At 42.1% G+C, this 25,484-nt stretch carries 41 protein-coding genes; 8 read left to right on the top strand and 33 right to left on the bottom strand.

All coding sequences use genetic code 11. The annotated features are described in order from the left end of the window. Positions 1-103: 103 nt before the first annotated feature. From NSQ91_RS14400 to NSQ91_RS14365, 8 genes are all read right to left on the bottom strand, one after another. Positions 104-337, bottom strand: coding sequence for an acyl carrier protein (locus NSQ91_RS14400; protein WP_036686493.1), 234 nt, complete (start codon positions 335-337; stop codon positions 104-106). Positions 338-462: 125 nt separating this feature from the next. Then, a complete protein-coding gene (fabG, locus tag NSQ91_RS14395) occupies positions 463-1,212 on the bottom strand; it encodes a 3-oxoacyl-[acyl-carrier-protein] reductase (protein ID WP_036686492.1) in 750 nt (249 codons plus the stop codon). 54 nt (positions 1,213-1,266) lie between these two features. Further along, positions 1,267-2,190 (bottom strand): ACP S-malonyltransferase, encoded by a 924-nt coding sequence (gene fabD, locus NSQ91_RS14390; protein WP_076190037.1) that lies wholly within the window; start codon positions 2,188-2,190, stop codon positions 1,267-1,269. 21 nt (positions 2,191-2,211) lie between these two features. After that, entirely contained in the window at positions 2,212-3,201 is a 990-nt protein-coding gene (locus NSQ91_RS14385; RefSeq protein WP_143763871.1) for a beta-ketoacyl-ACP synthase III, read from the bottom strand. Positions 3,202-3,209: 8 nt separating this feature from the next. Next, positions 3,210-4,199 carry a phosphate acyltransferase PlsX gene (gene plsX, locus NSQ91_RS14380; RefSeq protein WP_038570599.1) on the bottom strand — a complete coding sequence of 330 codons (990 nt, stop codon included), beginning with the start codon at positions 4,197-4,199 and terminating at the stop codon, positions 3,210-3,212. Next, on the bottom strand, positions 4,183-4,779 hold the full coding sequence (gene fapR / locus NSQ91_RS14375; RefSeq protein WP_036686484.1) for a transcription factor FapR: 597 nt from the start codon (positions 4,777-4,779) through the stop codon (positions 4,183-4,185). Before fapR ends, plsX begins: the two co-directional genes overlap by 17 nt. Positions 4,780-5,136: 357 nt before the next feature. After that, on the bottom strand, positions 5,137-5,310 hold the full coding sequence (rpmF, locus tag NSQ91_RS14370; protein ID WP_019911234.1) for a 50S ribosomal protein L32: 174 nt from the start codon (positions 5,308-5,310) through the stop codon (positions 5,137-5,139). 69 nt (positions 5,311-5,379) lie between these two features. Then, a complete protein-coding gene (locus tag NSQ91_RS14365) occupies positions 5,380-5,892 on the bottom strand; it encodes a YceD family protein (protein ID WP_036686482.1) in 513 nt (170 codons plus the stop codon). Positions 5,893-6,101: 209 nt separating this feature from the next. On the opposite strand from NSQ91_RS14365, the gene NSQ91_RS14360 reads away from it, so the two are divergent. Beyond that, positions 6,102-7,340 carry a nucleotidyltransferase gene (locus tag NSQ91_RS14360; RefSeq protein ID WP_076304222.1) on the top strand — a complete coding sequence of 413 codons (1,239 nt, stop codon included), beginning with the start codon at positions 6,102-6,104 and terminating at the stop codon, positions 7,338-7,340. Here the strand turns inward: NSQ91_RS14360 and NSQ91_RS14355 are convergent. Next, entirely contained in the window at positions 7,330-8,367 is a 1,038-nt protein-coding gene (locus NSQ91_RS14355) for a SepM family pheromone-processing serine protease (RefSeq protein ID WP_076304221.1), read from the bottom strand. The two genes, NSQ91_RS14360 and NSQ91_RS14355, sit on opposite strands and share 11 nt — an antisense overlap. A gap of 152 nt (positions 8,368-8,519) precedes the next feature. On the opposite strand from NSQ91_RS14355, the gene NSQ91_RS14350 reads away from it, so the two are divergent. Then, a complete protein-coding gene (locus NSQ91_RS14350) occupies positions 8,520-9,746 on the top strand; it encodes a nucleoside recognition domain-containing protein (protein WP_076304220.1) in 1,227 nt (408 codons plus the stop codon). Here the strand turns inward: NSQ91_RS14350 and coaD are convergent. The 3 genes from coaD to NSQ91_RS14335 all read right to left on the bottom strand — a co-directional run bounded on the left by coaD (position 9,724) and on the right by NSQ91_RS14335 (position 11,478). Then, on the bottom strand, positions 9,724-10,236 hold the full coding sequence (gene coaD, locus NSQ91_RS14345; protein ID WP_076126111.1) for a pantetheine-phosphate adenylyltransferase: 513 nt from the start codon (positions 10,234-10,236) through the stop codon (positions 9,724-9,726). The genes NSQ91_RS14350 and coaD overlap by 23 nt on opposite strands. Continuing rightward, complete coding sequence (gene rsmD, locus NSQ91_RS14340) at positions 10,220-10,828, bottom strand: 16S rRNA (guanine(966)-N(2))-methyltransferase RsmD (protein ID WP_076190033.1); 609 nt, start codon at positions 10,826-10,828, stop codon at positions 10,220-10,222. Before rsmD ends, coaD begins: the two co-directional genes overlap by 17 nt. A 410-nt stretch (positions 10,829-11,238) precedes the next feature. Then, positions 11,239-11,478: a hypothetical protein gene (locus NSQ91_RS14335; protein ID WP_340918456.1), complete on the bottom strand. Its 240-nt coding sequence runs from the start codon at positions 11,476-11,478 to the stop codon at positions 11,239-11,241. Positions 11,479-11,719: 241 nt separating this feature from the next. Here NSQ91_RS14335 and NSQ91_RS32055 point away from each other — a divergent pair, with 241 nt between their 5' ends. Continuing rightward, a complete protein-coding gene (locus tag NSQ91_RS32055) occupies positions 11,720-11,953 on the top strand; it encodes a helix-turn-helix domain-containing protein (RefSeq protein ID WP_445670802.1) in 234 nt (77 codons plus the stop codon). Positions 11,954-12,163: 210 nt separating this feature from the next. On the opposite strand, the gene NSQ91_RS14330 is transcribed toward NSQ91_RS32055, so the two are convergent. The 7 genes from NSQ91_RS14330 to NSQ91_RS14305 all read right to left on the bottom strand — a co-directional run bounded on the left by NSQ91_RS14330 (position 12,164) and on the right by NSQ91_RS14305 (position 14,800). Beyond that, the gene (locus NSQ91_RS14330) at positions 12,164-12,562 is read right to left on the bottom strand and encodes a LytTR family transcriptional regulator DNA-binding domain-containing protein (protein ID WP_340918453.1); all 399 of its coding nucleotides are present in this window, start codon (positions 12,560-12,562) and stop codon (positions 12,164-12,166) included. 17 nt (positions 12,563-12,579) lie between these two features. Continuing rightward, positions 12,580-12,723: a cyclic lactone autoinducer peptide gene (locus NSQ91_RS14325; protein WP_340918450.1), complete on the bottom strand. Its 144-nt coding sequence runs from the start codon at positions 12,721-12,723 to the stop codon at positions 12,580-12,582. Continuing rightward, positions 12,720-13,247 (bottom strand): accessory gene regulator ArgB-like protein, encoded by a 528-nt coding sequence (locus tag NSQ91_RS14320; RefSeq protein WP_340918448.1) that lies wholly within the window; start codon positions 13,245-13,247, stop codon positions 12,720-12,722. Before NSQ91_RS14320 ends, NSQ91_RS14325 begins: the two co-directional genes overlap by 4 nt. Next, on the bottom strand, positions 13,244-13,873 hold the full coding sequence (locus NSQ91_RS14315; RefSeq protein WP_340918445.1) for a hypothetical protein: 630 nt from the start codon (positions 13,871-13,873) through the stop codon (positions 13,244-13,246). Before NSQ91_RS14315 ends, NSQ91_RS14320 begins: the two co-directional genes overlap by 4 nt. A 112-nt stretch (positions 13,874-13,985) precedes the next feature. Beyond that, positions 13,986-14,231: a DUF7667 family protein gene (locus tag NSQ91_RS32050; protein WP_445670801.1), complete on the bottom strand. Its 246-nt coding sequence runs from the start codon at positions 14,229-14,231 to the stop codon at positions 13,986-13,988. Between the two features lie 138 nt (positions 14,232-14,369). Further along, positions 14,370-14,537 (bottom strand): hypothetical protein, encoded by a 168-nt coding sequence (locus NSQ91_RS14310; protein ID WP_340918442.1) that lies wholly within the window; start codon positions 14,535-14,537, stop codon positions 14,370-14,372. A gap of 128 nt (positions 14,538-14,665) precedes the next feature. After that, the gene (locus NSQ91_RS14305) at positions 14,666-14,800 is read right to left on the bottom strand and encodes a hypothetical protein (RefSeq protein ID WP_340918439.1); all 135 of its coding nucleotides are present in this window, start codon (positions 14,798-14,800) and stop codon (positions 14,666-14,668) included. Positions 14,801-14,953: 153 nt separating this feature from the next. Here NSQ91_RS14305 and NSQ91_RS14300 point away from each other — a divergent pair, with 153 nt between their 5' ends. Further along, positions 14,954-15,178 (top strand): helix-turn-helix domain-containing protein, encoded by a 225-nt coding sequence (locus NSQ91_RS14300; protein WP_076190027.1) that lies wholly within the window; start codon positions 14,954-14,956, stop codon positions 15,176-15,178. Positions 15,179-15,221: 43 nt separating this feature from the next. Here the strand turns inward: NSQ91_RS14300 and NSQ91_RS14295 are convergent, their stop codons facing one another. Together NSQ91_RS14295 and NSQ91_RS14290 are read right to left on the bottom strand one after the other, a co-directional pair. Further along, complete coding sequence (locus NSQ91_RS14295) at positions 15,222-15,557, bottom strand: YolD-like family protein (RefSeq protein ID WP_340918434.1); 336 nt, start codon at positions 15,555-15,557, stop codon at positions 15,222-15,224. 11 nt (positions 15,558-15,568) lie between these two features. Continuing rightward, positions 15,569-15,901, bottom strand: a complete 333-nt coding sequence (locus NSQ91_RS14290) for a hypothetical protein (RefSeq protein WP_340918431.1) — start codon at positions 15,899-15,901, stop codon at positions 15,569-15,571. Between the two features lie 363 nt (positions 15,902-16,264). Here NSQ91_RS14290 and NSQ91_RS14285 point away from each other — a divergent pair, with 363 nt between their 5' ends. The 4 genes from NSQ91_RS14285 to NSQ91_RS14270 all read left to right on the top strand — a co-directional run bounded on the left by NSQ91_RS14285 (position 16,265) and on the right by NSQ91_RS14270 (position 17,973). After that, positions 16,265-16,486: a hypothetical protein gene (locus tag NSQ91_RS14285; protein ID WP_076190024.1), complete on the top strand. Its 222-nt coding sequence runs from the start codon at positions 16,265-16,267 to the stop codon at positions 16,484-16,486. Then, positions 16,483-16,872, top strand: coding sequence for a TIR domain-containing protein (locus NSQ91_RS14280; protein ID WP_179086247.1), 390 nt, complete (start codon positions 16,483-16,485; stop codon positions 16,870-16,872). Before NSQ91_RS14285 ends, NSQ91_RS14280 begins: the two co-directional genes overlap by 4 nt. 259 nt (positions 16,873-17,131) lie before the next feature. Continuing rightward, on the top strand, positions 17,132-17,311 hold the full coding sequence (locus NSQ91_RS14275; RefSeq protein ID WP_076190022.1) for a hypothetical protein: 180 nt from the start codon (positions 17,132-17,134) through the stop codon (positions 17,309-17,311). A 197-nt stretch (positions 17,312-17,508) separates the two neighbouring features. Beyond that, positions 17,509-17,973 (top strand): hypothetical protein, encoded by a 465-nt coding sequence (locus tag NSQ91_RS14270; RefSeq protein WP_076190021.1) that lies wholly within the window; start codon positions 17,509-17,511, stop codon positions 17,971-17,973. A gap of 89 nt (positions 17,974-18,062) precedes the next feature. Here the strand turns inward: NSQ91_RS14270 and NSQ91_RS14265 are convergent, their stop codons facing one another. The 12 genes from NSQ91_RS14265 to NSQ91_RS14210 form a co-directional block, all read right to left on the bottom strand. Continuing rightward, positions 18,063-18,305, bottom strand: coding sequence for a hypothetical protein (locus NSQ91_RS14265; RefSeq protein WP_076190020.1), 243 nt, complete (start codon positions 18,303-18,305; stop codon positions 18,063-18,065). Positions 18,306-18,513: 208 nt separating this feature from the next. Further along, positions 18,514-18,984, bottom strand: coding sequence for a helix-turn-helix domain-containing protein (locus tag NSQ91_RS14260; protein WP_076190019.1), 471 nt, complete (start codon positions 18,982-18,984; stop codon positions 18,514-18,516). Between the two features lie 173 nt (positions 18,985-19,157). Further along, entirely contained in the window at positions 19,158-19,502 is a 345-nt protein-coding gene (locus NSQ91_RS14255) for a YolD-like family protein (RefSeq protein WP_340918424.1), read from the bottom strand. Then, positions 19,483-19,728 (bottom strand): LexA family protein, encoded by a 246-nt coding sequence (locus NSQ91_RS14250; protein WP_340918421.1) that lies wholly within the window; start codon positions 19,726-19,728, stop codon positions 19,483-19,485. Before NSQ91_RS14250 ends, NSQ91_RS14255 begins: the two co-directional genes overlap by 20 nt. Then, complete coding sequence (locus NSQ91_RS14245; RefSeq protein WP_340918418.1) at positions 19,725-19,922, bottom strand: hypothetical protein; 198 nt, start codon at positions 19,920-19,922, stop codon at positions 19,725-19,727. The genes NSQ91_RS14250 and NSQ91_RS14245 overlap by 4 nt, the downstream gene beginning before the upstream one ends. A gap of 293 nt (positions 19,923-20,215) precedes the next feature. Continuing rightward, the gene (locus NSQ91_RS14240; protein WP_076190015.1) at positions 20,216-20,827 is read right to left on the bottom strand and encodes a hypothetical protein; all 612 of its coding nucleotides are present in this window, start codon (positions 20,825-20,827) and stop codon (positions 20,216-20,218) included. 758 nt (positions 20,828-21,585) lie between these two features. Next, complete coding sequence (locus NSQ91_RS14235; protein ID WP_076190012.1) at positions 21,586-22,122, bottom strand: general stress protein; 537 nt, start codon at positions 22,120-22,122, stop codon at positions 21,586-21,588. Between the two features lie 273 nt (positions 22,123-22,395). Then, positions 22,396-23,055, bottom strand: coding sequence for a hypothetical protein (locus NSQ91_RS14230; protein ID WP_340918414.1), 660 nt, complete (start codon positions 23,053-23,055; stop codon positions 22,396-22,398). Positions 23,056-23,064: 9 nt separating this feature from the next. Beyond that, the gene (locus NSQ91_RS14225; protein WP_340918412.1) at positions 23,065-23,775 is read right to left on the bottom strand and encodes a hypothetical protein; all 711 of its coding nucleotides are present in this window, start codon (positions 23,773-23,775) and stop codon (positions 23,065-23,067) included. 282 nt (positions 23,776-24,057) lie between these two features. Continuing rightward, positions 24,058-24,180: a sporulation protein YjcZ gene (locus NSQ91_RS14220; protein WP_218640949.1), complete on the bottom strand. Its 123-nt coding sequence runs from the start codon at positions 24,178-24,180 to the stop codon at positions 24,058-24,060. A gap of 131 nt (positions 24,181-24,311) precedes the next feature. Then, positions 24,312-25,013 carry a M15 family metallopeptidase gene (locus NSQ91_RS14215; protein ID WP_076190009.1) on the bottom strand — a complete coding sequence of 234 codons (702 nt, stop codon included), beginning with the start codon at positions 25,011-25,013 and terminating at the stop codon, positions 24,312-24,314. Further along, positions 25,013-25,471, bottom strand: coding sequence for a phage holin family protein (locus tag NSQ91_RS14210; RefSeq protein WP_076190008.1), 459 nt, complete (start codon positions 25,469-25,471; stop codon positions 25,013-25,015). The genes NSQ91_RS14215 and NSQ91_RS14210 overlap by 1 nt, the downstream gene beginning before the upstream one ends. Positions 25,472-25,484: the final 13 nt, after the last annotated feature.

Below are 25,484 nucleotides of genomic sequence, written 5' to 3'. Positions count from 1 at the left end.
TCCCTTATATAGTTGCTCAAGGCAACCTTTGATTCATCTTTAATGCTCTATAAATGAGGAGAAGTCCCGCCCTAGCAGGAACGGGACTCTCAATCATATGACTCTAGGTATGAGATTGTATGTACTTCACAACTTCACCCACGGTCGTAATCGTCTCTGCATCTTCATCAGAGATTTCCATATCGAATTCATCTTCCAATTCCATAACCAATTCTACTACATCAAGAGAATCAGCACCTAAATCATCTTTGAAAGACGCTTCTAATGTTACCTCAGCTTCATCGGCACCTAAGCGGTCGATGACAATGCGTTTTACACGCTCTAATACATCGGACATCCGGTTCACCTCCTCTTTTGGTATTATACGAGATATGAGTTCAAAATACCATAGAGCGTCAAAAACGCTTTCTTTATCCCTCACATTTCAGCATTAAAACAGTGTAATTTCTCCTTGACGGAGAGTTACATATACATCCCGCCATCCACGTGTAGTGTCTGGCCGGTCATATACGCAGCGCCTTCAGAGGCCAGGAAGACTACAGCCATAGCAATCTCTTCAGGGCGCCCCAGCCGAGCAAGTGGAATGCCCTTCTCAAGCTCACTGCGCACTTCCTCAGAGAGCTCACGCGTCATATCTGTATCAATGAAGCCAGGAGCGATACAGTTCACCGTGATCCCCCGTGAGGAAAGCTCACGAGCCGATGCCTTCGTTAAACCGATGACACCTGCCTTAGCTGCGGAGTAATTAGCTTGTCCAGGATTTCCTGTTACACCTACTACGGAAGAAATATTGATAATGCGCCCGTAGCGTTGCTTCATCATAGGGCGTGTAGCTGCCTTTAGGCAGTTAAACACCCCTTTTAGATTCGTTTCGATCACTTGATCGAACTCTTCTTCTTTCATGCGCATAATCAGGTTGTCTCTGGTAATGCCGGCATTATTGACAACAATGTCAATACGTCCCCAGGTATTCAGAACCTCTTTGACAAGGTTCTCGGCCTGTTCACTATTGCCGACATCGCCACGAAGGGCAATACCCTCCGAGCCAAGCTCGACAATCCGAGCTACGGTTTCTTGTGCGGCTGCTTCACTGCCTGCATAGTTCACGGCCACCTTCACGCCATGTTCCGCGAGAGCAAGTGCAATACTGCGGCCAATGCCGCGAGAGCCACCAGTTACAAGGGCCGTTTGACCCCGCAATGCTGAGAACATCATTTATTCCCCTTTCGATCATATTGCTATTGATAAACAATGTTTGAACGTATCTTACAAGACAGCTTGCACACTTTCAAGCGTGTTAATGTTGATTACTTTGACTGTTTTGTCTATTTTGCGGATCAGACCTGCCAGAACACTGCCAGAACCAATTTCCACAAAAGTATCCACACCATCAGCAATCAGCCATTCAATACTGTCTTGCCAGAGCACAGGGGAGTACACCTGGCGGACAAGCAGTTCACGGATTTCTTCAGGATCCGTTACAGGTGCTGCGGTAACATTGACAATAACAGGTACAGCCGGAGCATTAAAGGTAACACTCTTCAGCTCGTCTGCCAAGCGGTCTGCCGCAGCCTTCATCATCGAAGAGTGAAAAGGTCCACTTACTTCCAGCGGAATAGCCCGCTTTCCGCCTGCTTCCTTAACACGCTGCACAACACCGTTAACCCCGGCCTGTGAACCAGAAACAACAATCTGTCCCGGGCAGTTCACATTCGCCAGTTCTACCACGCCGCTCTCCTCGGATACGCTCCGGCATAATTCTGCCAGAGCATCCCGCTCCGCACCAAGCACTGCAGCCATAGCTCCCTGTCCACCTGGAACAGCTTCCTCCATAAAACGACCGCGTAAACGCACGAGTCTTACAGCATCTTCATAGGACAATACGCCTGCCGCAACCAGCGCGCTGTATTCTCCTAGGCTATGACCAGCTACATAATCCGGCTTCATCCCTTGATCACGTAATGCTTCCAGAAAAGCCACACTTGCTGTTAGCAGAGCTGGTTGTGTATTTACGGTCTGTTTCAAATCACTGTCAGGTCCTTCAAAAATCAGCTGGCTCAGTGGAAATCCGAGCACCTCGTCACCTTTTTCGAATACCGCGCGGCTGTGTGGAAGAGCTTCATATACATCTCTACCCATTCCAACTGCCTGTGCACCCTGACCGGGAAAGACAAATGCGATTTTACTCATAAGTAAGAACTCCTTCCTCTATTACCAGATCAATACGGACGCGCCCCAAGTCAAGCCACCGCCGAATCCAACCATCAGAACCGTGTCGCCTTCCTTCATGCGTCCTTCTTCCGCCGCTTCAACTAGAGCTAGAGGAATAGAAGCTGCTGATGTATTAGCATATTTATCAACATTGATTACACATTTCTCCGGTGGCAGGTCAAGCCGCTGCATAGCGGATTGAATGATACGAATATTCGCTTGATGCGGTACGAACAAATCAATATCTTCTTTACCTAATCCGGCTTTAGTAAGCACACGTTCTGTAGCTGAGCCCATAACACGAACGGCAAACTTAAACACTTCACGGCCATTCATATAGATGAAATGTTTCTTGTCTTCAACCGTCTGCTGAGATGCAGGCAAGCGCGAACCCCCAGCTTCCAGCTTAAGCAAGTTTCCTCCAGAACCTTCAGCACCCAGATCGAAGGATTGGAAACCGCGTCCCTCTGGAACTTCACCGATGATTACTGCTCCTGCACCATCGCCAAACAGTACACAGGTGTTACGATCCGTATAATCAGTGATGCGGGATAAAGTGTCCGCACCAATTATGAGTGCATTATTGTACATTCCGTTCTGAATAAAGCCAACCGCAGTAGCTAGGCTGTATACAAAACCAGAGCAGGCTGCTGACAAGTCAAAGGCCGCAGCACCTTTTGCTCCAAGTTTATCCTGCAAAATGCAGGCTGTGGAAGGAAAGGAGCTATCAGGGGTTACCGTTGCAATAATAATAAGATCCAGATCTTCGGTTTTCATGCCTGCAGAATCCAAAGCTTTAAGTGCAGCTTCATAGGCTAAATCAGAAGTTGCCTCATGTGGTGCAGCGATATGTCTTTCACGGATCCCTGTCCGACTGACGATCCATTCATCGTTAGTCTCCACTATCTTTTCTAGATCACTGTTTGTTAAAATTTTCTCAGGTACATATTTACCCGTACCGATAATCCCAACCGGCCGCAACTGTTTCATTTCGTCACTCACTTCCCGCTAATTTCCTTGGATATACTTGGCACAAGATCGGCTTGCAGAGCAATCCGCGCTTGTCTTACTGCATTTTTAACCGCATTTCCGTCTGAAGATCCATGCCCCTTAACTACCAATCCGCTAAGACCAAGCAGCGGTGCACCGCCATGCTCTTTATAATCCATCTTGCCCTTCAGGGCTCTAAGCTCCGGCATCAGCATAGCCGCTCCAAGTTTAGTCTTCAGAGAACGGCTGAATTGCTCCTTCAGTAAAGAGAACAATGCACCCGCTGTACCCTCAAGCGACTTCAACAGGATATTACCAGCAAATCCATCGCAGACAAGCACATCGCAGTTTCCTGTCAGTACGTCGCGTGCCTCAACATTACCGATAAAATGAATGCCCGGCAAGTTCTCCAGCAGTGGATAGGCTTCTTTGGTCAGTTCGTTGCCTTTCCCAGGCTCCGTCCCTACATTTAGAAGTCCAACCCGCGGCTTAGCAATGCCATGCACTTTATTCCGATAAATGCTGCCCATCAGCGCATATTGCACCAGATGTTCAGGCTTCGCATCCATGTTAGCGCCAAGATCAAGCGCAAGCACGCCAACATCATCCAGCGTCGGAATCATAGGTGCCAGCGCCGGACGTTCAATCCCCTGCATACGGCCTACTACAAGTAACCCTGTAGTCATAAGCGCCCCCGTGTTACCTGACGAAATCATAGCATCTGCTTCGCCCTCACGCACCATACGTCCAGCTACAACCATGGATGAATCTTTTTTGCGGCGAACCGCCTTAACCGGCTCTTCATCAGAACCAATAACATCTCCTGCATGCCGCACACTCAGGTTGGACGGCTTGTCCTTCAGCAGTGGCTCTAGTCTGGCTTCGTCACCTACGAGCACAATCTGCGTATCTTTCCATTCCGCGGCCGCGGACAACGCCCCCTCGACATTACATTCAGGAGCGTTGTCCCCGCCCATGGCATCAATGGCGATCAGCACTACGGTTACCCCCTTCACTATACTCTTCATTAGCGGAACGATACACTATAAAGTGGCCTTGAAATACCAATTCTTCTCCGACATAGGTGAATACGTCCACCTCTGCTTTGCCGCCTCTGCCTGCAAGTGACCGCACTTGAGCTTTAGCAATGCACTTCTCACCAAGCAGAACCATACGAACAAATCGTATGTCGGCTGAAGCAGTCAAGGCAATTTCATCGTTAATCACAGCAACCGCAAGCGAATTGGCTTGAGCAAACACGTAGTGGCCACGGGCGATCCCATTTCTGGAAAAGACATGATCCTCACGAATTTCAAAGATCGAAATCCCGCTCTTATCGAGCTGTAAATCGACAATATCTCCGATCACTTCATCCGCAGGCAAAGAGCGCACCTGATCATAGGAATGCTCTGCCATTTGTTTCATTCTTTCACGCAGTTCTGGTATTCCCAGCTCCATCCGGTCTAACCGAATCGTCTGAATGCTCACCTTCAGCTGACGAGTCAACTCCCGATCAGTTACAAAAGGATTGCCTGCAATTATATGTAGCAGCTGTTGCTGACGTTCTTTCTTGGACATCCGCTCGATAGCGGCTCACCTCCTGGCACATGCCAAGCGTAAACGCCTTCGGCGCCCTAATAAGGACGGTAAGCGTTTAAGCGAGAAATATAAGACATAAAGTATAGGTGCATAACTTATACTTCCTTATATTTTAAAGAAAGCATCCGGCCGCTTGAATGGCCGCTGTTATATTAGGTCTACAAACATAAATATTTTTTAGAACCAGGTACTAATATGTAGTATAAAGCATGCCGCACCAAAAATAAAGCATTGACTTCTGAGCGGAACATAAAGTATAGGTGCATACCCTATCTTTATTAGATTTGGACAAAAAAATAGTACCTCACCGAAGTGAAGTACTACTTATTTTTGAAACTATTGTTTGATGATTTCTCTTGCTTTGTAAGTTCCGCAAACTTTGCATACGTGGTGAGCTAGTTTCAACTCTCCGCATTGTTCACATTTCACCATGCCCGGCACAACCAACTTAAAGTGGGTGCGACGTTTGTCACGGCGTGTTTTAGACGTTCTACGTTGTGGTACTGCCATGTGTTCCACCTCCTCGTGATATTTCTGTCAGCCTGCTCCTCAGAGCAGGATGTGTTTTGTTGTAATGTTTCATTTGAAAAAGTCTTTCAACCCAGCGAGTCGAGGATCGATCACTGTGTTGTCGCAACTGCAGGTGCCTTCGTTCAAGTTCTGTCCGCATTTCTGACAAAGACCAAGACAGTCTGCCTTGCACAATACCGAATCCGGTAAGTGCAGTACGAAATTTTCTTCCACATACGGGATAAGATCCACAACCTCATCCTTGACGTAAATGAGATCCTCATCTTCGTCATCATCTGGAAGAACTGGCTGCTTAAGCCACTTGAAAGTCTCAGCAAAAGGAATGTTCAAATCACTTTTGACCTCCGTGAGACAACGTGAACATAACATGTCCACATCTCCACTCAGTTTCCCCACCACGTTCACACAATCGGTTCCCGCGGGCAGCGCTTTAAGGTCTACTGAGAGCGGAGCAACAGTTAGAATATCCTTGCGCCCTTTGACTACCTCGCTGACATCCACAACATCGTGAATATGTAACGGTTCGTCGGCATTCGCTAATTTGCGAAAGTGAATCTGCATACTTATCACTCCCAAACAAACAAAATTTATTATACCTAGTATTCTATACCTTTGTCAACCATTTTCCCTTTATATTGTTTCAGAAAATGCGGTGAATTATGATATAACTATTAGTGTAAATCAAAAGATCAGCTTGTGCTAACAGTATCTCTAGAAATCTACCCTACTAAACTCAATAAATATACCTTACTTATCGGAGGGAAGCCACAGTGACAACGGTTGGAATCATCGCAGAATACAATCCTTTACATAACGGACATGTGCATCACTTCACGGAAGCCAAAAGACTTTCCGGCGCAGAGCGCACCATCGTCGTCATGAGTGGTCCCTTTACCCAGCGCGGCGAGCCGGCGGCGGTAAGCAAGCAAGCCCGGACAGAGATGGCGCTGCATATGGGCGCCGACCTCGTCATTGAGCTGCCGGTGGCTTATGCCGTCCAGCCAGCCGAGTGGTTCGCGTTCGGAGCAGTTGCATTGCTGGAAGCGACCGGGGTCGTGGACAGCTTGTGCTTCGGCTCCGAAGCCGGCACTTTGGGCTCGCTGCTCCCGCTGGCCAGATATCTGGCTGAGGAAAGCAGCGAGCTTCAGAGCGAGATCCGCCGCCGCATGGCGCTCGGAGCGAGCTTCCCCGCCGCGTACAGCGCAGCGGCGGCGGTGGCCTTTGAAGGGACTCTCCCGGAAACGGAGAGTCCCGGAGATGCAGGCGAGCTGCTGCGCCAGCCGAATAACAGCCTTGGACTGCATTATCTTATCGCCTTGCAGCGGCTGCACAGCAAGATAATGCCACTAACCGTTCCGCGCACAGCAGCAGGCTTCCATGACCCATTACAAGCCGACTCTTCTATTGCAAGTGCGACGGCCATCCGCAAGCTGCTGCAAGAAGGCGGATCTCCCGCTGCTTATATGCCGGATTATAGCGTGTCCATTTTGGAAAGAGAGCATGCAGCCGGAAGGGGCCCTCTGAGCTTGGAGAGCTTCAGTATCCCGCTCCGCCATCTGCTGACCACCCATACTGCTGCCGAGTTACACGCGATCCATGATATGAATGAAGGCTTGGAGAACCGAATACTGCGGCTTTTGCCTGAGTTGGAGCAATTCTCTGTTTCAGGCCTGCTTCACGCCCTTAAGAGCAAGCGCTACACGCATACACGGTTACAGCGTCTGCTGCTACATGTTCTGTTAAATCATTCTAAAAAAGAAATGACCCCTTCCATACTAGCAGAGGGGCCCGGATATATTCGTATTCTTGGTTTTAGAGAAAGCGGACGAGCACTGCTTAAAGAAATGAAACAAAAAGCTACGTTGCCCATCGTCATGCGCCCGTCCCTTTGTTCCCATCCGCAGCTTGAGCGAGATCTTCAAGCCGCTTCCGCTTTCGCGGGAGCTTTTAAGGAACCCCGTAGAAATGAAATGTACCGCGATTATTTGGAACCTCCGGTCATGGTTTGACCGGCAGTTCCACCATATACTTCAGCGCCTCATCCAGCGTAGATACAGGCACCAGCTTCATAGATGTGCCGATTTTATCAGCTTTTGCTTTGGCTTCGTCATAATTCTTAACAGGCACGAAAAAAATCTCCGCCCCTTCTCGGTCCGCAGCCACGATCTTGTGTTTCACTCCACCGATAGCACCAACTACACCCTCAGCGTTAATCGTACCCGTCCCTGCAACCCTATGGCCCTTAGTTAAATCTCCAGAAGTAAGGCGATTGTAAATTTCCATAGTGAACATTAGCCCTGCCGAAGGTCCGCCAACATTTGTATCTACAAAGCTGACAGCTTTCCCTGCTTCTTTTGGTTTTACTTTTTGAACGGCGGCAATAGTGACTCCAAAACCAGGTCGAACGGCTGCGCCCTCTTTATCCTTTATTTCAACCAGCGTCACTTGTTCTTGTACTTCCTTGCCATTTCTTTGCAAAACAACAGCGACTTGATCTCCGATTTTTTTAGAGGAGAGCAGTTTAGACAGTGCTTCAGGATCGGGCACTTTTTGTCCCTCTACACTAATGATTTTGTCACCCGGCAGAAATTGTCCTTTATTACTTTCTACAGGAACCGAAAAGACGTAGAGATAATCCACTACATCCTCATATGGAATTCCCGCTGCATGATAAGCGGCCTGAACAGAATAAGACTGTGAGCTATTCATATAATAAACCTGCTCTGCAGCATATTCGTCTTCTGATTTATCCCCTAGCCGGGTTTCTTTTCGCACAACCTCTGAATTGGAATTAAAAGCAGAGGCGACCAATAAGGCCACATTAGCATAACTAGCAGACACCGTAGTCATCATAAACGTTCCTTCTTCAGCTGGATCGGCATTCTCTACCTTAACCATAGGGGCAACTTCAGATGCACTGCCTGGCTGATATACGATGTACGGGGTGTTCATAAAGACAAATACATACACGATTACTACAAACGTAAACAGATAAGCTGTGGCGCGGAAACCCGGCCGATGCTTCAGTTGCTTCACTGCTCTTCCCTTCTTTCCCGCGGCACTTTTAGGATATGAATGATTGAACTTCATTACCGCTTCGACTAGTGGTTTGGCATGATGGTTGTCTACTCTGCATAAATTGATAACACATCGTCCATGCCTTAAGTTATGAAGAGGTGATCTGAGAAATGAAAAATATTCAAATACGCCGACTAGCTACACGCTCCACACCATTTATACCCGGGATTATGGCAATCTTGACAGCCATTGCAATTATTATCTCACCGGAGAGCTCCTTTGAGGCTTCACTCCAAGGATTGAAGCTTTGGTGGACACTCGTATTCCCTGCCCTGCTCCCCTTCCTGATGCTGTCAGAGATGCTTACCGCCTCGGGTTTCGTGCATGGTTTCGGAGTGCTTCTGGAGCCATTGATGAAAAAGGTCTTTCGTCTGCCCGGTGCCAGCGGCTGGACCTTGGCACTCGGAATCACAGCCGGATTCCCCGGTGGAGCTGGAGGGGTCATGCAGCTACACAAGCAGAACAGCATTTCTGACAAGGAAGCCGCCCGACTTGCCGCACTTACACACTTCGCCAGCCCGGTAACCATGCTTATAGTAATTGGCATAGCTTTTCTACACAGTACTTCAGCAGGTTATTTCCTATTGGCCATCCACTGGATCTCTGGACTTCTAGCCAGCTACACCGATGCTCTATTAAAGGGGCGGTCAGCGAACACGAAACCAGTTGATAAGATCTCCACGGACACCAAACAGCCTTCTTTATATAGTCGCGTTCAGCTTGCAGCAACAGATGCCAGAGCAAAAGACGGACGCAGCTTCGGCAAGCTTCTCGGCGAGTCCGTCGCTAATGCCGTGCAAAGTCTGATGGTCGTGGGCGGTTACATGATTATGTTCGCTGTAGTCATCAATATCATCACTACTGTACTTCCCGCATTGCCACCTGCTCTGCCAGCAAGCTTGCTGGAAATTCATTTAGGCGCCGACGCAATCAGCAAAGGGCTAGCAAGCATAGGAACAGGTCCCTCTAGTATGTTTGGGATAGCTTTGCTGTCTGCTGCACTGGGCTGGAGCGGACTCTGTGCGCAACTACAGGTGCTGACCATGCTCAAACAAGCCAGAGTCAGATTTCTACCCTACGCTACGGTTCGTCTGATGCATGGACTTTATGCTTTTCTGTTAACTTTATTGCTCTGGAAACCATTGCTGGTTATCCCTAAAGCTGCTTTACCAGCACTTGCAGACTCACGCCCGACTCCAAGCGGCACCATTAATGTAACGGACATATGGAGCTCTTTTCCACAGCTGCTAAGTCTGCAAGCCCTTCTGCTCATCATCCTGTTGGGATTATCTGCTGGAACGTATCTAGTAAGTACTATTCGCCATCGGCTCGGTTAAATTTACGCTTCATCGCTTGTTCAACCTCAGGCGTCACAAAATCAGTCACATTCCCGCCGAAGTGGGCGATTTCTTTAACAACGCTGGAACTTAAGTAGGAATATTTCGGATTAGTCATCATAAAAATCGTTTCTGCATCGGGATCCAGGCTATGGTTGATCGATGCGTTTTGCAGCTCATATTCAAAGTCAGTAACGGTACGGATACCCCGAACAATGACTTGAGCATCTTTTTGACGAACATAATTCACTAACAGATCACGGAAGCTGTCAATTTCCACATTGGGAATATCAGCGGTCGCCTGTCTTAATAGCTCTGTCCGTTCATCAACAGTAAACAGCGGGTTTTTACTCAAATTATTAAGCACCGTTACAATCAAACGGTCGAATTGCTTGGATGCGCGCCGAATAATATCCATATGTCCCATAGTCACGGGATCAAAGGTACCTGGATAAATGGCAACACGTTCTTTTCTAATTTGCTGACTCATTCTCTACCTCCTCACCAGCTTCACTTTCCTCTGCAGGATTAGTTTCATACTGGTAAATAGAAATTGTCGTTTCTCCGTATACGGCCTGACGCAGCCTATAAAATCCTGGAATGTCTTCAGGATAGGCATAACTTGATTCATGCTCCAGAACAATAATTGCGTCCTCTTGCAGCATTCCTTTTTCGACCATCATAAGCATAAGCTCATCCCCGTGCTTCAAGCGATAGGGAGGATCTAAAAAGACCAAATCAAAAATTTTCCCCCGCTTCTCCAACGCACTTAGCGCTCTCCCAGCTTCATTACGGTACACCTGCGCTTGTTCTTCCAGCTTAGTAGCCTTCAGATTGGCGCGTATCGTGTCGATACTTTTAGGATCCATATCAACAAATACGCCACTTTCCATCCCTCTGCTTAAGGCTTCGATCCCCAAACCCCCAGTACCGGCGAACAAATCCAGCACCACTCCACCTTCGAAATATGGGCCTATCATGCTAAATACAGCTTCCTTCACCTTATCGGTTGTAGGCCTTGTCCCACTTCCCGGAACACTCTTCAGCGGCCTTCCTTTTGCACTTCCCGATACCACTCTCACTGTTATTCACCCGCTCTATATCTCTGTTTGTTATGCCCAAAAGGGCATAAGTCCACGCCTATCGTAACACATTTGCGCGATGAAATAAAAAATTTGTCTAGATATGAAATAAGAAGGCGAAACAGCTTATTCAGAGAAATAAGTCATCTTAATGTATAAGATTGGACTTCCAGGGACATCATGTAATTATCGACACCACAAATGTCGTAGACAACCGCGGAGCAGGCTTACGTTTCCCCATAAGCTCTTCGTCCGGTTTCTCCTCTCCCATGAAAGGGGCCCTCGAAAGAGGGCCCCGAATTTATGTTTATGAATCCTTATAAATAAAGGATTTCCTGATTGATATCATTCTTATTAACTAATTAAAAAGATCGACTGTTGACGAATTGTTGACGTTTTTTATTTCTACTTCATAATAACTCTCTTAAAGTCGATGCTTCAGTTACTCCACTTCTATAAGAAGTTTTTACTGCTTCCAGTACACTATTTAAAAAGTAGTTTTCCAAGTCATTACGTAGGACTGGTTCTACTGATTGAAGAAGCATAACAAACTGTTGATAGTCATCATTCGTTTCACCTTTTAAAACTACCTCCGCGATCTCTTCGGTTCTCTTTTCAATAACTGGCTTTAAAAATTCTATGATATCCATTAAGTTCATCCTCTCAGATTTACATGCTGCATTTCTGGTGTTTTTTCTTTGTCAATAACTTTTCGAAAAGAGAATCAAGTATAATAATTGTTATTTAATTGTGCTATGCTATTAGTGAAAATTGATTTTTTTAAAAGTAGGGGGTGTCTGCCAGGACGCGCCCTTTATCTTTTTTATGTAACTGTGATATAATTCCATCGATATTCATCACCTCTCTTTGATAATAAAATAGGAGGTTGTTATGGCGCTTCTGATTCAAGGGAAGTGCCTACTGCGTACGCTCCGAGAATCTGCTCGACTAACACAAGCTGATTTATCTAAAAATCTCAGAACGTTTTACGGAGTATCCATTTCAGCAAGTCACTTATCACGTATCGAACGAAACGAACGGCCAATGAACACAATACAAATGCGTGCCGTTTGTTTAGTTCTTGAATGTGAAGAATCTGAACTCTATGAATGGATATTGCAGTAGGTTGGAGTGATTCACACTCCTCCCGAACGAAGAAATAGCCCATAGCACGCAACCAGATAAAAGGTCAAGACTGTTTCATAGCGCGAATATACTTATATTAAAAACCAAATTGTGTATTTTGTATATTGCAAATGGCTGGACAGATTGCTTATACGAACATGAGTTTTTCGCTTTACATTTTATGAATATTGTGGTAATAAAAAAGAGCCTTTAATAAAGACTCTCACTTGCCGTAATAATTATATTAGGATTGACCAACATCAAACTTTCTGCAACCTCTTTAAAACGGTATCTTGCAATCATACAGCGTTTGGATTTGCTCGTGAACTCTTTTTCAAAATATGCTATTTTTAGAGTTTTATCTAGCACTAATATTTTTTCCAAGTTCACACAATTGCTTCTGTCAGCAATTCCAAATCTATACCCACTGTTATTTAAAGTTTTATTCCAATACTTTAGAGTTCCTACGGTAAAAAAAATGTCCTCATCAGTATGGACTGCGACTTTATCTGAACTCATAGCAAAATTCAACATTAGTATACTATCAGCATCTATGTTGATTAGGCCAGATTCTCCCTCTGGGTCACGAGTTACGGATAGTTTCAGCATACCTACCACCTACTTCTTTATTTTAGCAACTCCTCCGGAACTTCCCCATTATATACATACCAAGCACTCGCTGTGCTCACTGAAGATAAAGCTACTATTCCAAGTAGAGAAGCCACGTTCATCAGAGCCATGCGCTTAACACTTGCCATCATTTTTTTCATTTGGTATCACCCCCTTTCATGCGAATTAATGAGATACTTTGCGCGAGGAATGCAGCGCCGATTACTGGAGAAACTATTAAAAAATTAGATGATACGATCACCAATGATACAATCTTTAAGACAGAATAGTAATTTTTAGGGATTCGGGATTGTTTCTCTATATTCGACGGCGCAAACAACCCCACAAGAATAAAGCTTACAATACCCAATGTTATGATCGTCCAATAATCAAAGTTAGCAAGGGAAATTGAAGTAATCAATACAGTAGAAAACAAAACACATTTCATTCCGGACCGCATATGATACCCACCAGACGCCTGTCGTAACAAAGGGAAAACAGCAAGTGCTATCGTTACCTCTGGTGTTTTTCCCGTTAATCTTGAAATTAGTAACGATAGGACGATTATCATTAACGCATTTATAATGATTGAGAGTGCATATTTCATGACAGTAATTGTAATAGGGCTATCAGGGACACCCTTCTTTATTCCTTGAGCGATTCTCAAGGAGAGAAAATCAATCATCTATCCTTCTCCTTTTTAACTGCGTAATAAGCGAAGAAGATAAATGCGATGGATACAGAGATAACATCAATTAATGTGTTGCCGCTGTATAGAAGCCAGATTGTTAGTAATAGTGCACAGCCGATAAGCGTGTATACATAGATCGCCTCACGTTTTAGTCTTAACTTTTCAAAGTCAAACGTGAACCCTCCTCCTAGCATATAAAAAACACGAGCTCCACCAATGCCTAATACACAGCTGATTGTTTGCAACAAATACCCTTTTTCATGATGTAATGTCAATTCATTTACGGATAAATATCCAAATGACAATTGGACTAAAGCAGCTTGCAGTAGTACGTAAGCAAAATAACCCATTACAGATATAATAGCAGACCAGACCAGTGGGATTCGCATCACAACTGTAAATAGTAAGACAAACAGAAGAATATTGATAAAGGGTACAATTTCGGTTAACTGTAGGTCTTCTCTAAAAAAGAAACTCTGTAAATCCATTAACAAGATTATAAATAAAGCTGGGAATATGATTTCCGAAGGTTTCAATCTAAATAAAGCACAAATGATAAAGTAGATAGCTATAAACTCTAATGTTGAGAAAAATACAAACCCCACTGGCTCCCACGACAAAACACAACACCGCCTGTCATAATTTTCATTCATTAGGTTAATTATATAACCCTACCAGGTATTGAGTATACTACTTATTTACTACGTATTAGGTCTATCAGGCGGTATTACCTTAATACCCTTTCACCAACCTTCCTGAGCGTCTAAGCCAATCCATCTTAACCAGAAGATCCAATTCCCAAATAGTATCATGTGTGGATCTAGCCTGGATAAGTTGATTATTAAGAGTATTGTAGTCCCAACAATACTTTGCATTCTCATGGAGACAATGCTGCAACTCTATAGCTAGTTCATCACTTAATGGTCCTTTCAAGTTCTCATGAAAAATTTCAGCTAATCTTTGGTGAGCTGCCAACATATCTATCACTCCTATACATGTGAGGACGTGCGCTGCCCTCTTATGACGGATACCGCGGCCATCCCGGCATAATTGATCCGGTAGGTTTCGACCAGTCCCGCAGCTGGTCCAAGGCGCTCTCAGCGCTCATCAGGCGGATTAATCAAACGAATTTTCGTAAATGCGCTTTGCCTCTTCTATTGTCTTAAAATCAAATTCGTAATACACTCCCCCAACTACTTCTCTGATCCGCTCATTACTCCAACCCTTGCGCTCCAATGCCGCCCGGATGTACCCCAAGCAGGCGTTATTACTCCATTGTTCCATAACCTTCATTTCCTCCTTTAGAGGGGCTGTATCCCTGTGTTATTCGATATTCGTTGCGCCTACCATGTACTCAGCATGTGAAATCCCAGCAAATTGACGTATGATCCTCATTGATCTGTCAATGCCACTCATTTCCCCGGAAACCTAACCGTCCATATATTGTCTGCACTTTCTTCGAAGAAGGGCGACTCCCGAATTCCTTTCAGTCTTAGATACTCAACGTGTAGCAGCATAACCATTTTCAATGCTTCCTCTTTTTCCATTCCCTCATCCCTCCTGTGTATGCCCGCCAGCTAAGTTCATTTGACTTATTTAGTAAGTCGATGAATCAAGAATACCACGACCTATTTAGTAAGTCAACATCAAATTGACTTGTTTTATAAGTCGTGTTATTTTTAATGCAGGAGGGTTGTCCGATGTTGAAATCTAAGCTAAAGGTTATTGTGGACGAACGCGGTTTATCTATTAGAGAAGTTGCGCGCGGAACGGGGATAAACTTTGAGGTTGTAAGACGGGTCTACAATGACACAATGGAACGTTATCCCCGGGATGTACTGGACAAGCTTTGCAAATACTTGAATGTAACTGTACAAGATATCCTTGAATTTACTCCTGAAGACGAAGAAACCCCACCAGTATAATCACTGTTGGGGTTTAATTAATTTATGTGCAGGAAACATTTCCTTACGTGCTTACGCCGACAACATTATCTAATTTAATCCATTCCCAATCGTCATCATGATGGAACTTAATCTGTTTCAACTGCCAATCGACTCTCATGACTATTCCATGGATGGATCTGTCTTTATATTCACCAAACAATGTAATTGTAATCGGACTACAATCCTCTAAAGATTGAGCTAATACCTGTGAGATCTCCACTAATGCTTGGGGATCTAAATCAGGTTTTTCACGTGTCTCTTCATTCAACGCATCGTCTAGTATCCTTGCCTTATGTTCTGGCATAATCATACGACTGCCTTCCCATAGTCCATTTCCTTCTAGTTTTTTTCTAGCCATGTAAAACCCTCCTAGTGCATCGTCCAGTAATCAATATTACCGCCATCCATACCCCATTGTATCTCCTGTGATGCTATCTGACGCTTTTTAAAACGTGAGTCAGGACGTTCCCATCCTTCAATTATAACCGCCGTCTCAGGCGGCGTGTTTGGATTCCACTCAATATAATTTTCCTCAACCAGTTCTTTCAGAGCTGCCTTTATTGGTACTGGCATACGTCCGCTTAAACATTCCAGCTCAGGGAGACTTGGAGTAAATCTAGAACCAGTACCTGAGGACCCACCACCAACAGGATGGGAAGAAGTCGAGTTTTGAGTTACAAAAAGAGCCGTGTGTATATTCACGGCTCTTTTCTTTCATAGATCCAATCCTCAGACTCTCGTATATATATTTCTTTTGACTGGGGATTTTCCTTAACTCTCTATCGCTACATAACAGAGTTCTAAATGAAATTTTGTGCTTTGCTTGGGAATTGGTCGAGATGCATAGTTGTCACCCTCGCATTTAACTTTTATCGTGAAGTGCTCCCACAACGGTCATATGATAACACGATTTCACTAAAATGATCGCAAGTATTACTACTACTGGCAGTGTCTTTTTTATACTTTAGTCTTAGGATTTACTGATGTTCAGAAAATGATCAGTTGTTTGGAGTTAAATAAGAGAAAATTATGCATAAGGGAAAATTAATATCTGGAGGTAATAATTTGGAAATTGAAGATTTAACACTAGGCATTCGTATCCTTATAACTGCCGGTCCGAATGCTGGAAAGATTGGCATTGTAGTAGCGAAAGGAACACAAACTATTCTTCTTGACATTGGTGAGTCTTCTCTCATCGATGAGTTACCTGAACACTTAGAATCTGCTTCAGAAGATCCACTTCCTCTCAGTCAAGAAGTCGAAAACCAGAAAGGGAGTGTAAAGTGAATTATAATATTTTCATTAGCCATGCTTGGGAATACACTGAGCATTACAATATAATCGTTCAATTGCTTAATGAAGCTCAATCAAAGTGTGAATTTAACTGGAAAAATTACTCAGTACTAGAACACGACGGACTGATTGATCAGAATGCCCTGATTAGCAAAAAGAAGTTGAAGGAAATGATTGATGAACAAATCAAGCCAGCCTCAATCGTCATCATTCTATCAGAGATGTATGAAACTCACAGCGAATGGATTGATTACGAAATAGATACCGCAATCTCATACAATAAATATATTATTGGCATTAAACCATGGGGGCAAGAACAAGTGCCAACCAAAATTCAAAATAATGCTGACATTATAATTGGAATAAAAGCTCTGTTGTGAATGCTGTCAAAGCAAGATAGAGTTCCATTACTCCCGTTAGGTACTTACTTATCATTGAACTACCGGAATATCTAGAACCCGCACCTGAAGATACACTTATACCTGGGCGGGCAGAGTTTGAGGTTTGAGTTAAAAAGAGCTGAGCAGAATTACTCCTGTGGCGGCTCTTTTGATGTTCAGAAAATGATCAGTAGTTTGGGGTTTGATAAGAATAGTATATTAATATCCAGGGGCTTCAACCCACTAAAGGAGGAATAACATGACACTCAAATTAGACTTCGTCCTCAGATCACTCCGCGATTCTGGCGATTCTCCTTACGAGACAGCAATCAGGATCATTAAAAGTGAAATTCGCGGAAATACATCACCATTTGCGAAGGTAAGAAGCGTCAAGATCGTCTTGAATGCACTCGACTCACTTAACGATGAAATTAAATAAATCAAACGCCTGATGAGCATACCAAGCGCTTTGGACCTGCTACGGAGTAGGTCGAAACCTACCGGATGTATAATCTGGTATGGTCGCAGAATTCCGCTACGAGTTGACCGTGCATGGATGACCTTTACATAGATTACTCTTTGAAAAATTGATATGATAAAATCGACCTGCTTAATTTTCATCTTGGAGTGATGGTAATGATAAATTCTTTAGAGATAAATAAACCGTTAAAGTCGTATTTTTCTATACCTCAACATCTTTATTGTATGGATATCGCTTGTATAAAAGCCGTGGCTCAAGAAGAAGAACAGGAACCCGATTTAATGGGGCTTATTAATGCTCTATACATCCAAGGTTATTTAGATCTTGAACGTTTATTAAACTGCACATGGAAAGAAATATGTCAGGTGCCGAGGATTGGTATTAAAAAGCAAAGGCTTCTACTCAGTTTACTAGAACGAATTTCTGCAGATCCCAAGACAATAGAAAATCACAAGATCGCCCCAACGGCTACCATTGACAACAAAACGAACATCGGCGAAATAAAATCGGAGAAGATTATTAAGAAGTATAAAGATACGAGGTTACAAGAAGCAACTGAAAAAGAAGCCCGTATAAAGAAGATTAAGGATAGGCTCCGTGAAATGGGGATGATACATTAAACAAGCCCCGCCAGAGTAATTCACTGACGGGGCTTGTCCTTTTCCCGATAAATACGAACCGGAGTATAAAACGGGAGTTATTTATTTAATTAGTCAACATCGTCCATCAATGGACCATAATAGACAGGAATGAAAAAAGCTCTTTTCCCGTACATCTTCGCCCATTCAAGTTCGCCAGTCTTTTGATTCTTTCGGTAAGGGCGGAAAACACCCCAAGCCTGAAACTCGATGCTCCAAGTAAGTTCTTGTCCGTTAATAACCTTCTTGATGTACTTGCTCTGCTTTTTCTTGGGTTTCTCGGAACTGTTGTCAAATGGTATAATATTAGTCATTTTTGATGACCTCCCTGGCAATTGCCAATAAATTGTATCTTGCCGGGAGCTTGATCCATGTGATAATATTATTGTACGATGTTTTTATTAATATTATTTTTGTAGCCGGTTCACTACACACATGGACGCCGATTGTGTCAGTTATGAACCTCTACACAGCCGTTGGCTCCCTACAAGAGCGACGGCTACTTTTTTCTTCTGCCACGTTTTATCCCACCTTTACTTTTCTGTCTTCATTTGCAATTACACTATGAATGTCACGTGCAGTGATATCTCTCTTAAGTTCTTTAATAAATCTTCCGATCGGTATTATAAAATATATATCTTCTAATTCTTCATAACTTATACTCTTGACTCTTTCTTTTTTTTCAATAATAAATTCTCCGTTTTTAAATAATGCAATGTCGTCCTTGCCATATGCCTCTACCTCCTTCTCACCAGTTCTTAATAGATTAATTAATTGGCTTTGTGTTTCCGAGTTCAGTCCTCTGACTCTGAGTAATTGAAGTATCTTCAGGATGCATACATCGGAAAAAGAATATAATCTACGACTCCCTTTTCCAGAAGCTTGGGCAATTTCAGGAATGAAGAACCCTGTTCTTACCCAGGAATCCAAGGTGGCATATGGTATGCCCACCAGTTCCGATACAATAGGCGCAGCATATCCATGTACAGCCATTTCCATCCCTCCTCTGCAAGAATTTCAGATTAATATAATCTGATGTATAAATTATAAACAGAACGATATGCTGATGTCAACATACCTTGTAATAAAAGGTTCAAATCACAAAAAAAACACTATATATAGTAAAAAACACTGTTCGCCATCACTTCTGAAGACGAACAGTGTTTTTATGTAATCACATCTACAATCTTTTCTATTTTAATCCACTCCCAATCATCATCTTGACGGAATTTAATCTGTCTAAGATACTGATCTACTCTCATAACTATTCCATAGATGGATCTGTCCTCATGTTCCCCAAACAATGTAATCGTGATCGAACTGCAATCCTCTAAAGATTGAGCTAATACCTGTGAGATTTCAGCTAATGCTTGGGGATCTAAATCAGGCTTTGATCGCACCTTTTCTTTCAGCGAATCGTCCAGAATCCTATTTTTATGCTCAGGCATTATCATCCGACTTCCCTCCCAAAGACCATTACCTTCAAGTTTCTTACGCTGTTGTGGTTTCATTGTCTTCGTCGACTCCCTTAATAACTCTTAACGCTCGTGGTAAGTTCTTACCTCTCTGTATGTACCCCTTGCTCTCTAGTCGCTCCAGGTGCCTGTGAATTACCGCTGTAGATGACAACCCTACCTCCTTAGCGAGTTCACGTAACGTTGGTGGATAGTGATTGATTTCGATCATCTTAATTAATGATTTGAGTATTTCTTTTTCTTTATCCGTTAATGGCTTCATGCAATTGCTCCTTTATCACTTGCCTGCCAAGCTAATATACTTTCCGCTAGAAATACTCTTGGCGCTCCTGTATTTAAGCATGTTGCGCGAATCTTCCCGTCCTTTATGCCTTTAATATCAATTTTACGCTGAGTAATCTTGCCGACTTTATCTAAGTAAACAATTTCAACGGTTTGACCAATCTGCATTTGCATGTTGATAGCCTCCCAAAACAAGAACGTTTGTTTGTATTATAACCAAACATGTGTTCGTAAATCAATGTAAAAAAAATACCCCATCGAACATTATGATTAATGGGGGGTTTATGTGTAAGTTCAAAATTCAAATCTACTCCAACAAAGCCTACGCTTGCTTTTAATAAAAATCCACCAACTTGCGTATACCATGCAGCTAACTCAAACCATTTAAAACAACTAAAAAAGAAGAAGTCCAGTGTTAACTAGACTTCTTCAAACAATTTTAAATTAAAATGTGTATTATATAAATATTAGTACCAAGTACCTGAACCGGAAGTATTAAACTCTATATAAGCTTGGTAAGGATAATAACTAAAATTGTCATGATAATCTTTCACACCTACCAAAAGAGTAGAAGTAACAGCATATGTTCTGCTAGCATCGATTTTTACGCCATCATAGTTTAGATTTGAAACCGTAGTAGTAGAGCTGGAACCGTACATATAAAATCCATTGATATCTCCAAATATGTAAGAAGACCCTCTAGTCTCCCTATTATAAGAAACATAAGCTCCTAAATTTCCTGAATGTCCAGAGAATTTGACATACTTTGATACTGAGCTTATCTCTACAGATCTAGGAGATATGTTAGCTACTTCTTCTCTTTCAACCGATGGATTTTGAGATCTTACCAAAGCGTTTTCCCACAGTGCTTGTGATTTTTTGTTGTGAGCATCAAGTTCGGTCAAAAATTGGTTTAACTCTGTTTCAGAATTAACATCTACTGTAAAAATAACATTTTCGTTTACTGCTTGAGCTTCACTCTCGACAGGTTCAGTAGCAGCATTTGCTGCAATAGGAATTGACAAGCTGAGACTAATAGCCATTGTACTCACGATAATTTTTTTTAGCCCTTTGTTCATAAAATGTTACCTCCCATTTTTATTATCTATCACTGCATAAAATGCAATAATAAAAGAAATAAAATTAATCGAAATAACACATGACAATAATGCAATTTCACTGCTACCATATGGAGGTAGAATTTTGAAATAAATGAATAGCATTAAATTTGCTAGCGGAAATGATAGTAATGATAAAATTATACTCGGCATTATTTTTTTCATATTTTCTCCTCCGTTGTAATCGTTATATAATATATACTATATTTTGTCAATAAATCCAGTGAAAAAATATCCAAATTCAAACAATTGTATGACACAATATCCAATAAATCATTAATGCCTATAAGAGTGTGATAGACTTAAATTTCCACTATTTTTAACCTTTACAATGGACAGGATTTTTTTTGACGAACAATTTTATAAATAGTTTATTAATTTAATTGCTCCCAAAAAATAAGAAACCGAAAACCTGATTTCGAAACACAAAAAAACAAACAGTTAAAGCTGATTGGTTATTTGTTATATTGCTTATGCCAAAACCATCCTAAACTCAAATTCATTTCTCATGTAATAAGCATCAGCAACTTTGACACTAACAGGACTCCATTTCTGGATTGGACCCTCACAATCAATTATACAGCCGGCCAGTTTACCACGGCGTTCAATTATATCCACTTGAGACTGTTTTAAGGCAACTGTTAGAAATTCAGAGTCTGTCTTTAGAACTTTATATGTATTGCTTATACACTCATCCCTAAAAGGTAAAATATTAGACCTCAGTTTTCAGAATTCCAATTTCTTAATCGTTTAAGGTCTTTATTTATGCATGATTTCTTCAATTTTCTTCTTTTACTTAATTTTTTTATATCAGAGACATTATCGTATGAAAGTTGGATGTAAAAATAGTTAATAAACTCTAAGATAGCAAAGAAATAAATGAATAAAGAAATTAATAACCCACCTATTGGCAAAGACGGATACCATTTAATTAAATCAAAACCAAATACAACTATTGTAGTCATAATCATAACTATGTCCAACGTTTTTGAATAACGTAATTGACGAACGACATTAATTGGAGTTATAGAGTTATTCTCATTTCGTAGTCTCTTAAGCTTTACATACCAATAAATCGTCCCTTGCAATAAAAGAAACTCAAGAATGATAAAAGATATCCAAAATGAATATAGTGAATATAATTGTAGATTGGGGAATTCGTAATTTAGTAGAAAACTAATCGGGACAAAACCAATTAAAGAAAATAATTCGCCAGAATATAAATAAGCCAACCTTTTTTCTAACCGTTTCTTCAAAACTAATTTCTCACCACGCTTTCAAGATTTAGAGGCCCATAAAAATAACATCAAACACTCTATCATTACACTCTTAAAAATAACCTACCCTACCTACGGTAGGGTAACGGAGTGTCAGAACATAATGAAATTATATATTTTTATCTGGAACATTATGTATATGCACTCTATATCACTGGTAAGGAAAGTTTTCCTGAACACAAAGAAATACCCTGCCAATACTGGCAGGGATCTCGGCAAATTTACTACTATGTAATTATCAATCTTAATGTATTAAATTGCATATAATATGTCGATAAAGTCTAATGCTTCATACTCATCAAGTGCCGAGTAAAAAAGCAAAGTTCCATCAACAGATACTCTAAAGGTTACGGTTCTATCTCCATGATCAAATGTTACAACAACACCCGCTAGTTTTCCTGTTTCAATCATATTAGCATAGTATTGAGTTCCATCAATATTCGATCCCTTAAGAGAAACACCCGTTACAGTCTCAATTTGCACGTTGAACCGCGCTCCTCGAACATCACTTGATTCTCCAATTATTCCAAGTATATTAAACTTATGTTTTGCTAATAACATAGGAAATCTATTTTCAAAGATTCCAGCTGCCTTAAATGCATCCTCTTTTCTACATATTGCAACTAGTCGGCGGCGTTGAGGGTGATAATAGATTTGGTAGATACCTTGTTTTACAACTTGACTTATTAATTCTCCTTTTACTCTTGCACGAAAGTCCAGAACTTCATCAGTCACAATTCGAAAATTTTGGTAACCTTCTGGGGAGGTTTCATTCACGAAGATCCATGTTTCCAAATTCTCATCAAATTCATTTACTCTTTGGGTTTCGTTAAAATGTTGTCCTTCTCTGATAGCATCGTCTAGACTAGCGTCTTCCTTAGGTTGGACATCAAACACGCTTACACTAAACATCTTTTCACCTCATTTGAAAAGTAACGCCCTCTTGGCCGTTTCCTCCAGTATATCAAACGAGTTGTCATTTATGGTCAATTTTTCCTTAAATATACGAAGAAGATGTGAACGGTCTCCCCTATCGGCTACTTTGGGAACAATCGCATCAATTGGAAAAGAACATTCAAAATAGTTCACTTTTTCTTTACCGAGCCGCTGTACCATAAGTCCATAGAAAGGATTCTTTCCGTTTTTAAAATATACGTCCAAGTTATATCCGGCATCCGTTGGACTGAGTTCTCGTTGAATTTCATTGAATAATTCCCTGAATAATCGTAACTTCTCTTCCGCTGTGTTTAAAGTTACGTTTAATTCCGAAATACTAATATACAAAGAATTAGTAGAAAAATCTCCGTCACTAAAATCATCTCTAATTAACATATTGAATCCATCACACTTATACAGCTTTTTATTTACCATATTTACTTCCCTTTTGTACTTTTGCTCACCAAAACGAACTCTTAGAGTAGATTCAATTTTGCGATAAGAATCGTTAAGATCGGGTAGTTCATATTTAATGTTAATGGACCAATTTGTATCTCGCCATTTGGAGAGCAGTCTAATCACCATAAAGTAATATTTAGGATTTTTCATGTATAACCATGTATGCGTACTAAAAATAGAGGGACCAAGAATAAGCATGTATTTAATTACTTTCACTATTATGTCAGTAGTGCTCATCTTATCCCTCCTGCTATTTATTGTTTAGACTTCCCTCATTTTAGCATACTGCATTTCATAAAAAAATGGATTGTTCAAAAACAAAAAGGAAAGTTCACCTACTGGACCAGTAAAGAAAAAGAACCCCACCAACATCCAGCAGGGTCTATATCTATATTATAAGGGGTTATGTGATTATTATAATCTTCTTAGCTTAGGACTGTATGAAGAGACGATAAATGTTTGCTTAATGTTCTAGTCACCAACAAGATCTAATGGGCACAATACAAAGCGTTTGAGAATTTAGATAAAGCATGAACAAAGGATAATGACCAGCAAGATATAAAGAACCAGAATCGCACCAGTGGATGTGAATCCAACATGGTGATGGCCAACGCCACCAACTCCTCCAACATTTCCACCCATTTATTTTTCCTCCTTTGCAAATGAATTAAGATAACTTATGTGGTTGTTTCGCCTCATGCTTGGGCATGTGTCACCAATTAAAAAGAAAAACCAGCTATAACAAGTGAGCATAATCCCAAACACTTGGGGAATTACTTATTAGTAGTCAGTGTAGCCGTTTTGGTCACATTATCCCACGTTACATCAGCGCCTAGCGCTTTACCTATTGCAGCTAGAGGTACATATACTCTCCCTTCGATCAAAACGCTGCCGTCTGCTAGCTTACTGCCGTTCACTACTGTATTTGCCTTATCTACTCTCACGTCTTCACACTCCTTCAAGTATCGATCTATAACAGCAGATGCTTTCGCCATAGCGATCTCTGACGGCTTAGCACCCGCACGTAATTGTGAGGTTGTCAGCCCAAAAGTTATTTGAAAATGTGGTGCATCCTTAATCGAAACAAAATCACCGCCCCATTCAAAACCAAGAGCTTTAGCCTCCTGAACTACCTCCATCCAATCAGCTACCTTGTCACCATCACCGTCACGTTTTAAATCCCAAGATACCTGTTTGCCATCTGGCAGTAACAATCCGAAATCGATAGCTAGTCCATAGTTATGGTAACTGGTGCCTCCCTTGGCATTCGTGACTATGCTACCTGGCTTAGTACGTCCTTGAGCATACAATGCGTCCTGCTCGGCAATTGTGCGAAGCCCTTGGGTAATGACTATATTTACTCCCCGAATATAACAGCGCTCAATCAGCGCTACGGTAGCAGTCTTAACGACTAGCTGCAGCCCGGAGAGCCGCGCGGCGGACTTTGCCTTTACTTGATCTAGCGTCAGTGTCATTACTCTTCATCCCCTTGTCTGCTCGCTGCCCTTTTGACCTTTTTATCTAGCTCACTCCCTACCCACTTGAGCACTACTTCCAAGATCGGCAACGGAAGTGAATCTCCCCATCCTGCTCGAATTGAGTTTGCTGTCATGCTCTGCAAAACGTGGTACAAGGTCCCGATAGACAATGCTCCAAATATCGCTCCAGGCAACCCGAACACCATATCAAGCAGATGTCCACCCGCGGGAAGTAGCAACATGAAGAATGTCCGGAAGACTCCATCAATTCCATATTTACTGGCATATGTGTTATCCTTTTTGGCGGCTCGAATACCAGATAACCAATCCATGATAATAAAAAATAAAAGTGCGACCATGATGGTTACGACAGCGTCCGCCTCCCCGTATAAAAAATCAAATGTTGGAATAAGTACTGCGCCTACTGTTGACGCAGCAATTTGAGATTTTGTCATTACAATTCGCCCC

Origin of the sequence: Paenibacillus sp. FSL R7-0048, from assembly GCF_038004505.1 — a bacterium.
Classification (GTDB): Bacteria; Bacillota; Bacilli; order Paenibacillales; family Paenibacillaceae; genus Paenibacillus_AQ; species Paenibacillus_AQ odorifer.
The sequence above is the reverse complement of the archived record's forward strand: the minus strand, read 5'-3'. Positions and strand labels throughout refer to the sequence as shown.

What these genes read in the sequence shown, in the direction of transcription:
- NSQ91_RS14400 (WP_036686493.1), bottom strand. Translation starts at nt 337, where the DNA reads ATGTCCGATGTATTAGAGCGTGTAAAACGCATTGTCATCGACCGCTTA.
- fabG (WP_036686492.1), bottom strand. Translation starts at nt 1,212, where the DNA reads ATGTTCTCAGCATTGCGGGGTCAAACGGCCCTTGTAACTGGTGGCTCT.
- fabD (WP_076190037.1), bottom strand. Translation starts at nt 2,190, where the DNA reads ATGAGTAAAATCGCATTTGTCTTTCCCGGTCAGGGTGCACAGGCAGTT.
- NSQ91_RS14385 (WP_143763871.1), bottom strand. Translation starts at nt 3,201, where the DNA reads ATGAAACAGTTGCGGCCGGTTGGGATTATCGGTACGGGTAAATATGTA.
- fapR (WP_036686484.1), bottom strand. Translation starts at nt 4,779, where the DNA reads ATGTCCAAGAAAGAACGTCAGCAACAGCTGCTACATATAATTGCAGGC.
- rpmF (WP_019911234.1), bottom strand. Translation starts at nt 5,310, where the DNA reads ATGGCAGTACCACAACGTAGAACGTCTAAAACACGCCGTGACAAACGT.
- NSQ91_RS14365 (WP_036686482.1), bottom strand. Translation starts at nt 5,892, where the DNA reads ATGCAGATTCACTTTCGCAAATTAGCGAATGCCGACGAACCGTTACAT.
- NSQ91_RS14350 (WP_076304220.1), top strand. Translation starts at nt 8,520, where the DNA reads ATGAAAAATATTCAAATACGCCGACTAGCTACACGCTCCACACCATTT.
- coaD (WP_076126111.1), bottom strand. Translation starts at nt 10,236, where the DNA reads ATGAGTCAGCAAATTAGAAAAGAACGTGTTGCCATTTATCCAGGTACC.
- NSQ91_RS14335 (WP_340918456.1), bottom strand. Translation starts at nt 11,478, where the DNA reads ATGGATATCATAGAATTTTTAAAGCCAGTTATTGAAAAGAGAACCGAA.
- NSQ91_RS32055 (WP_445670802.1), top strand. Translation starts at nt 11,720, where the DNA reads ATGGCGCTTCTGATTCAAGGGAAGTGCCTACTGCGTACGCTCCGAGAA.
- NSQ91_RS14330 (WP_340918453.1), bottom strand. Translation starts at nt 12,562, where the DNA reads ATGCTGAAACTATCCGTAACTCGTGACCCAGAGGGAGAATCTGGCCTA.
- NSQ91_RS14325 (WP_340918450.1), bottom strand. Translation starts at nt 12,723, where the DNA reads ATGAAAAAAATGATGGCAAGTGTTAAGCGCATGGCTCTGATGAACGTG.
- NSQ91_RS14320 (WP_340918448.1), bottom strand. Translation starts at nt 13,247, where the DNA reads ATGATTGATTTTCTCTCCTTGAGAATCGCTCAAGGAATAAAGAAGGGT.
- NSQ91_RS32050 (WP_445670801.1), bottom strand. Translation starts at nt 14,231, where the DNA reads ATGTTGGCAGCTCACCAAAGATTAGCTGAAATTTTTCATGAGAACTTG.
- NSQ91_RS14310 (WP_340918442.1), bottom strand. Translation starts at nt 14,537, where the DNA reads ATGGAACAATGGAGTAATAACGCCTGCTTGGGGTACATCCGGGCGGCA.
- NSQ91_RS14305 (WP_340918439.1), bottom strand. Translation starts at nt 14,800, where the DNA reads ATGGAAAAAGAGGAAGCATTGAAAATGGTTATGCTGCTACACGTTGAG.
- NSQ91_RS14300 (WP_076190027.1), top strand. Translation starts at nt 14,954, where the DNA reads ATGTTGAAATCTAAGCTAAAGGTTATTGTGGACGAACGCGGTTTATCT.
- NSQ91_RS14295 (WP_340918434.1), bottom strand. Translation starts at nt 15,557, where the DNA reads ATGGCTAGAAAAAAACTAGAAGGAAATGGACTATGGGAAGGCAGTCGT.
- NSQ91_RS14275 (WP_076190022.1), top strand. Translation starts at nt 17,132, where the DNA reads ATGACACTCAAATTAGACTTCGTCCTCAGATCACTCCGCGATTCTGGC.
- NSQ91_RS14270 (WP_076190021.1), top strand. Translation starts at nt 17,509, where the DNA reads ATGATAAATTCTTTAGAGATAAATAAACCGTTAAAGTCGTATTTTTCT.
- NSQ91_RS14265 (WP_076190020.1), bottom strand. Translation starts at nt 18,305, where the DNA reads ATGACTAATATTATACCATTTGACAACAGTTCCGAGAAACCCAAGAAA.
- NSQ91_RS14260 (WP_076190019.1), bottom strand. Translation starts at nt 18,984, where the DNA reads ATGGCTGTACATGGATATGCTGCGCCTATTGTATCGGAACTGGTGGGC.
- NSQ91_RS14255 (WP_340918424.1), bottom strand. Translation starts at nt 19,502, where the DNA reads ATGAAACCACAACAGCGTAAGAAACTTGAAGGTAATGGTCTTTGGGAG.
- NSQ91_RS14250 (WP_340918421.1), bottom strand. Translation starts at nt 19,728, where the DNA reads ATGAAGCCATTAACGGATAAAGAAAAAGAAATACTCAAATCATTAATT.
- NSQ91_RS14245 (WP_340918418.1), bottom strand. Translation starts at nt 19,922, where the DNA reads ATGCAAATGCAGATTGGTCAAACCGTTGAAATTGTTTACTTAGATAAA.
- NSQ91_RS14240 (WP_076190015.1), bottom strand. Translation starts at nt 20,827, where the DNA reads ATGAACAAAGGGCTAAAAAAAATTATCGTGAGTACAATGGCTATTAGT.
- NSQ91_RS14230 (WP_340918414.1), bottom strand. Translation starts at nt 23,055, where the DNA reads ATGTTTAGTGTAAGCGTGTTTGATGTCCAACCTAAGGAAGACGCTAGT.
- NSQ91_RS14225 (WP_340918412.1), bottom strand. Translation starts at nt 23,775, where the DNA reads ATGAGCACTACTGACATAATAGTGAAAGTAATTAAATACATGCTTATT.
- NSQ91_RS14220 (WP_218640949.1), bottom strand. Translation starts at nt 24,180, where the DNA reads ATGGGTGGAAATGTTGGAGGAGTTGGTGGCGTTGGCCATCACCATGTT.
- NSQ91_RS14215 (WP_076190009.1), bottom strand. Translation starts at nt 25,013, where the DNA reads ATGACACTGACGCTAGATCAAGTAAAGGCAAAGTCCGCCGCGCGGCTC.
- NSQ91_RS14210 (WP_076190008.1), bottom strand. Translation starts at nt 25,471, where the DNA reads ATGACAAAATCTCAAATTGCTGCGTCAACAGTAGGCGCAGTACTTATT.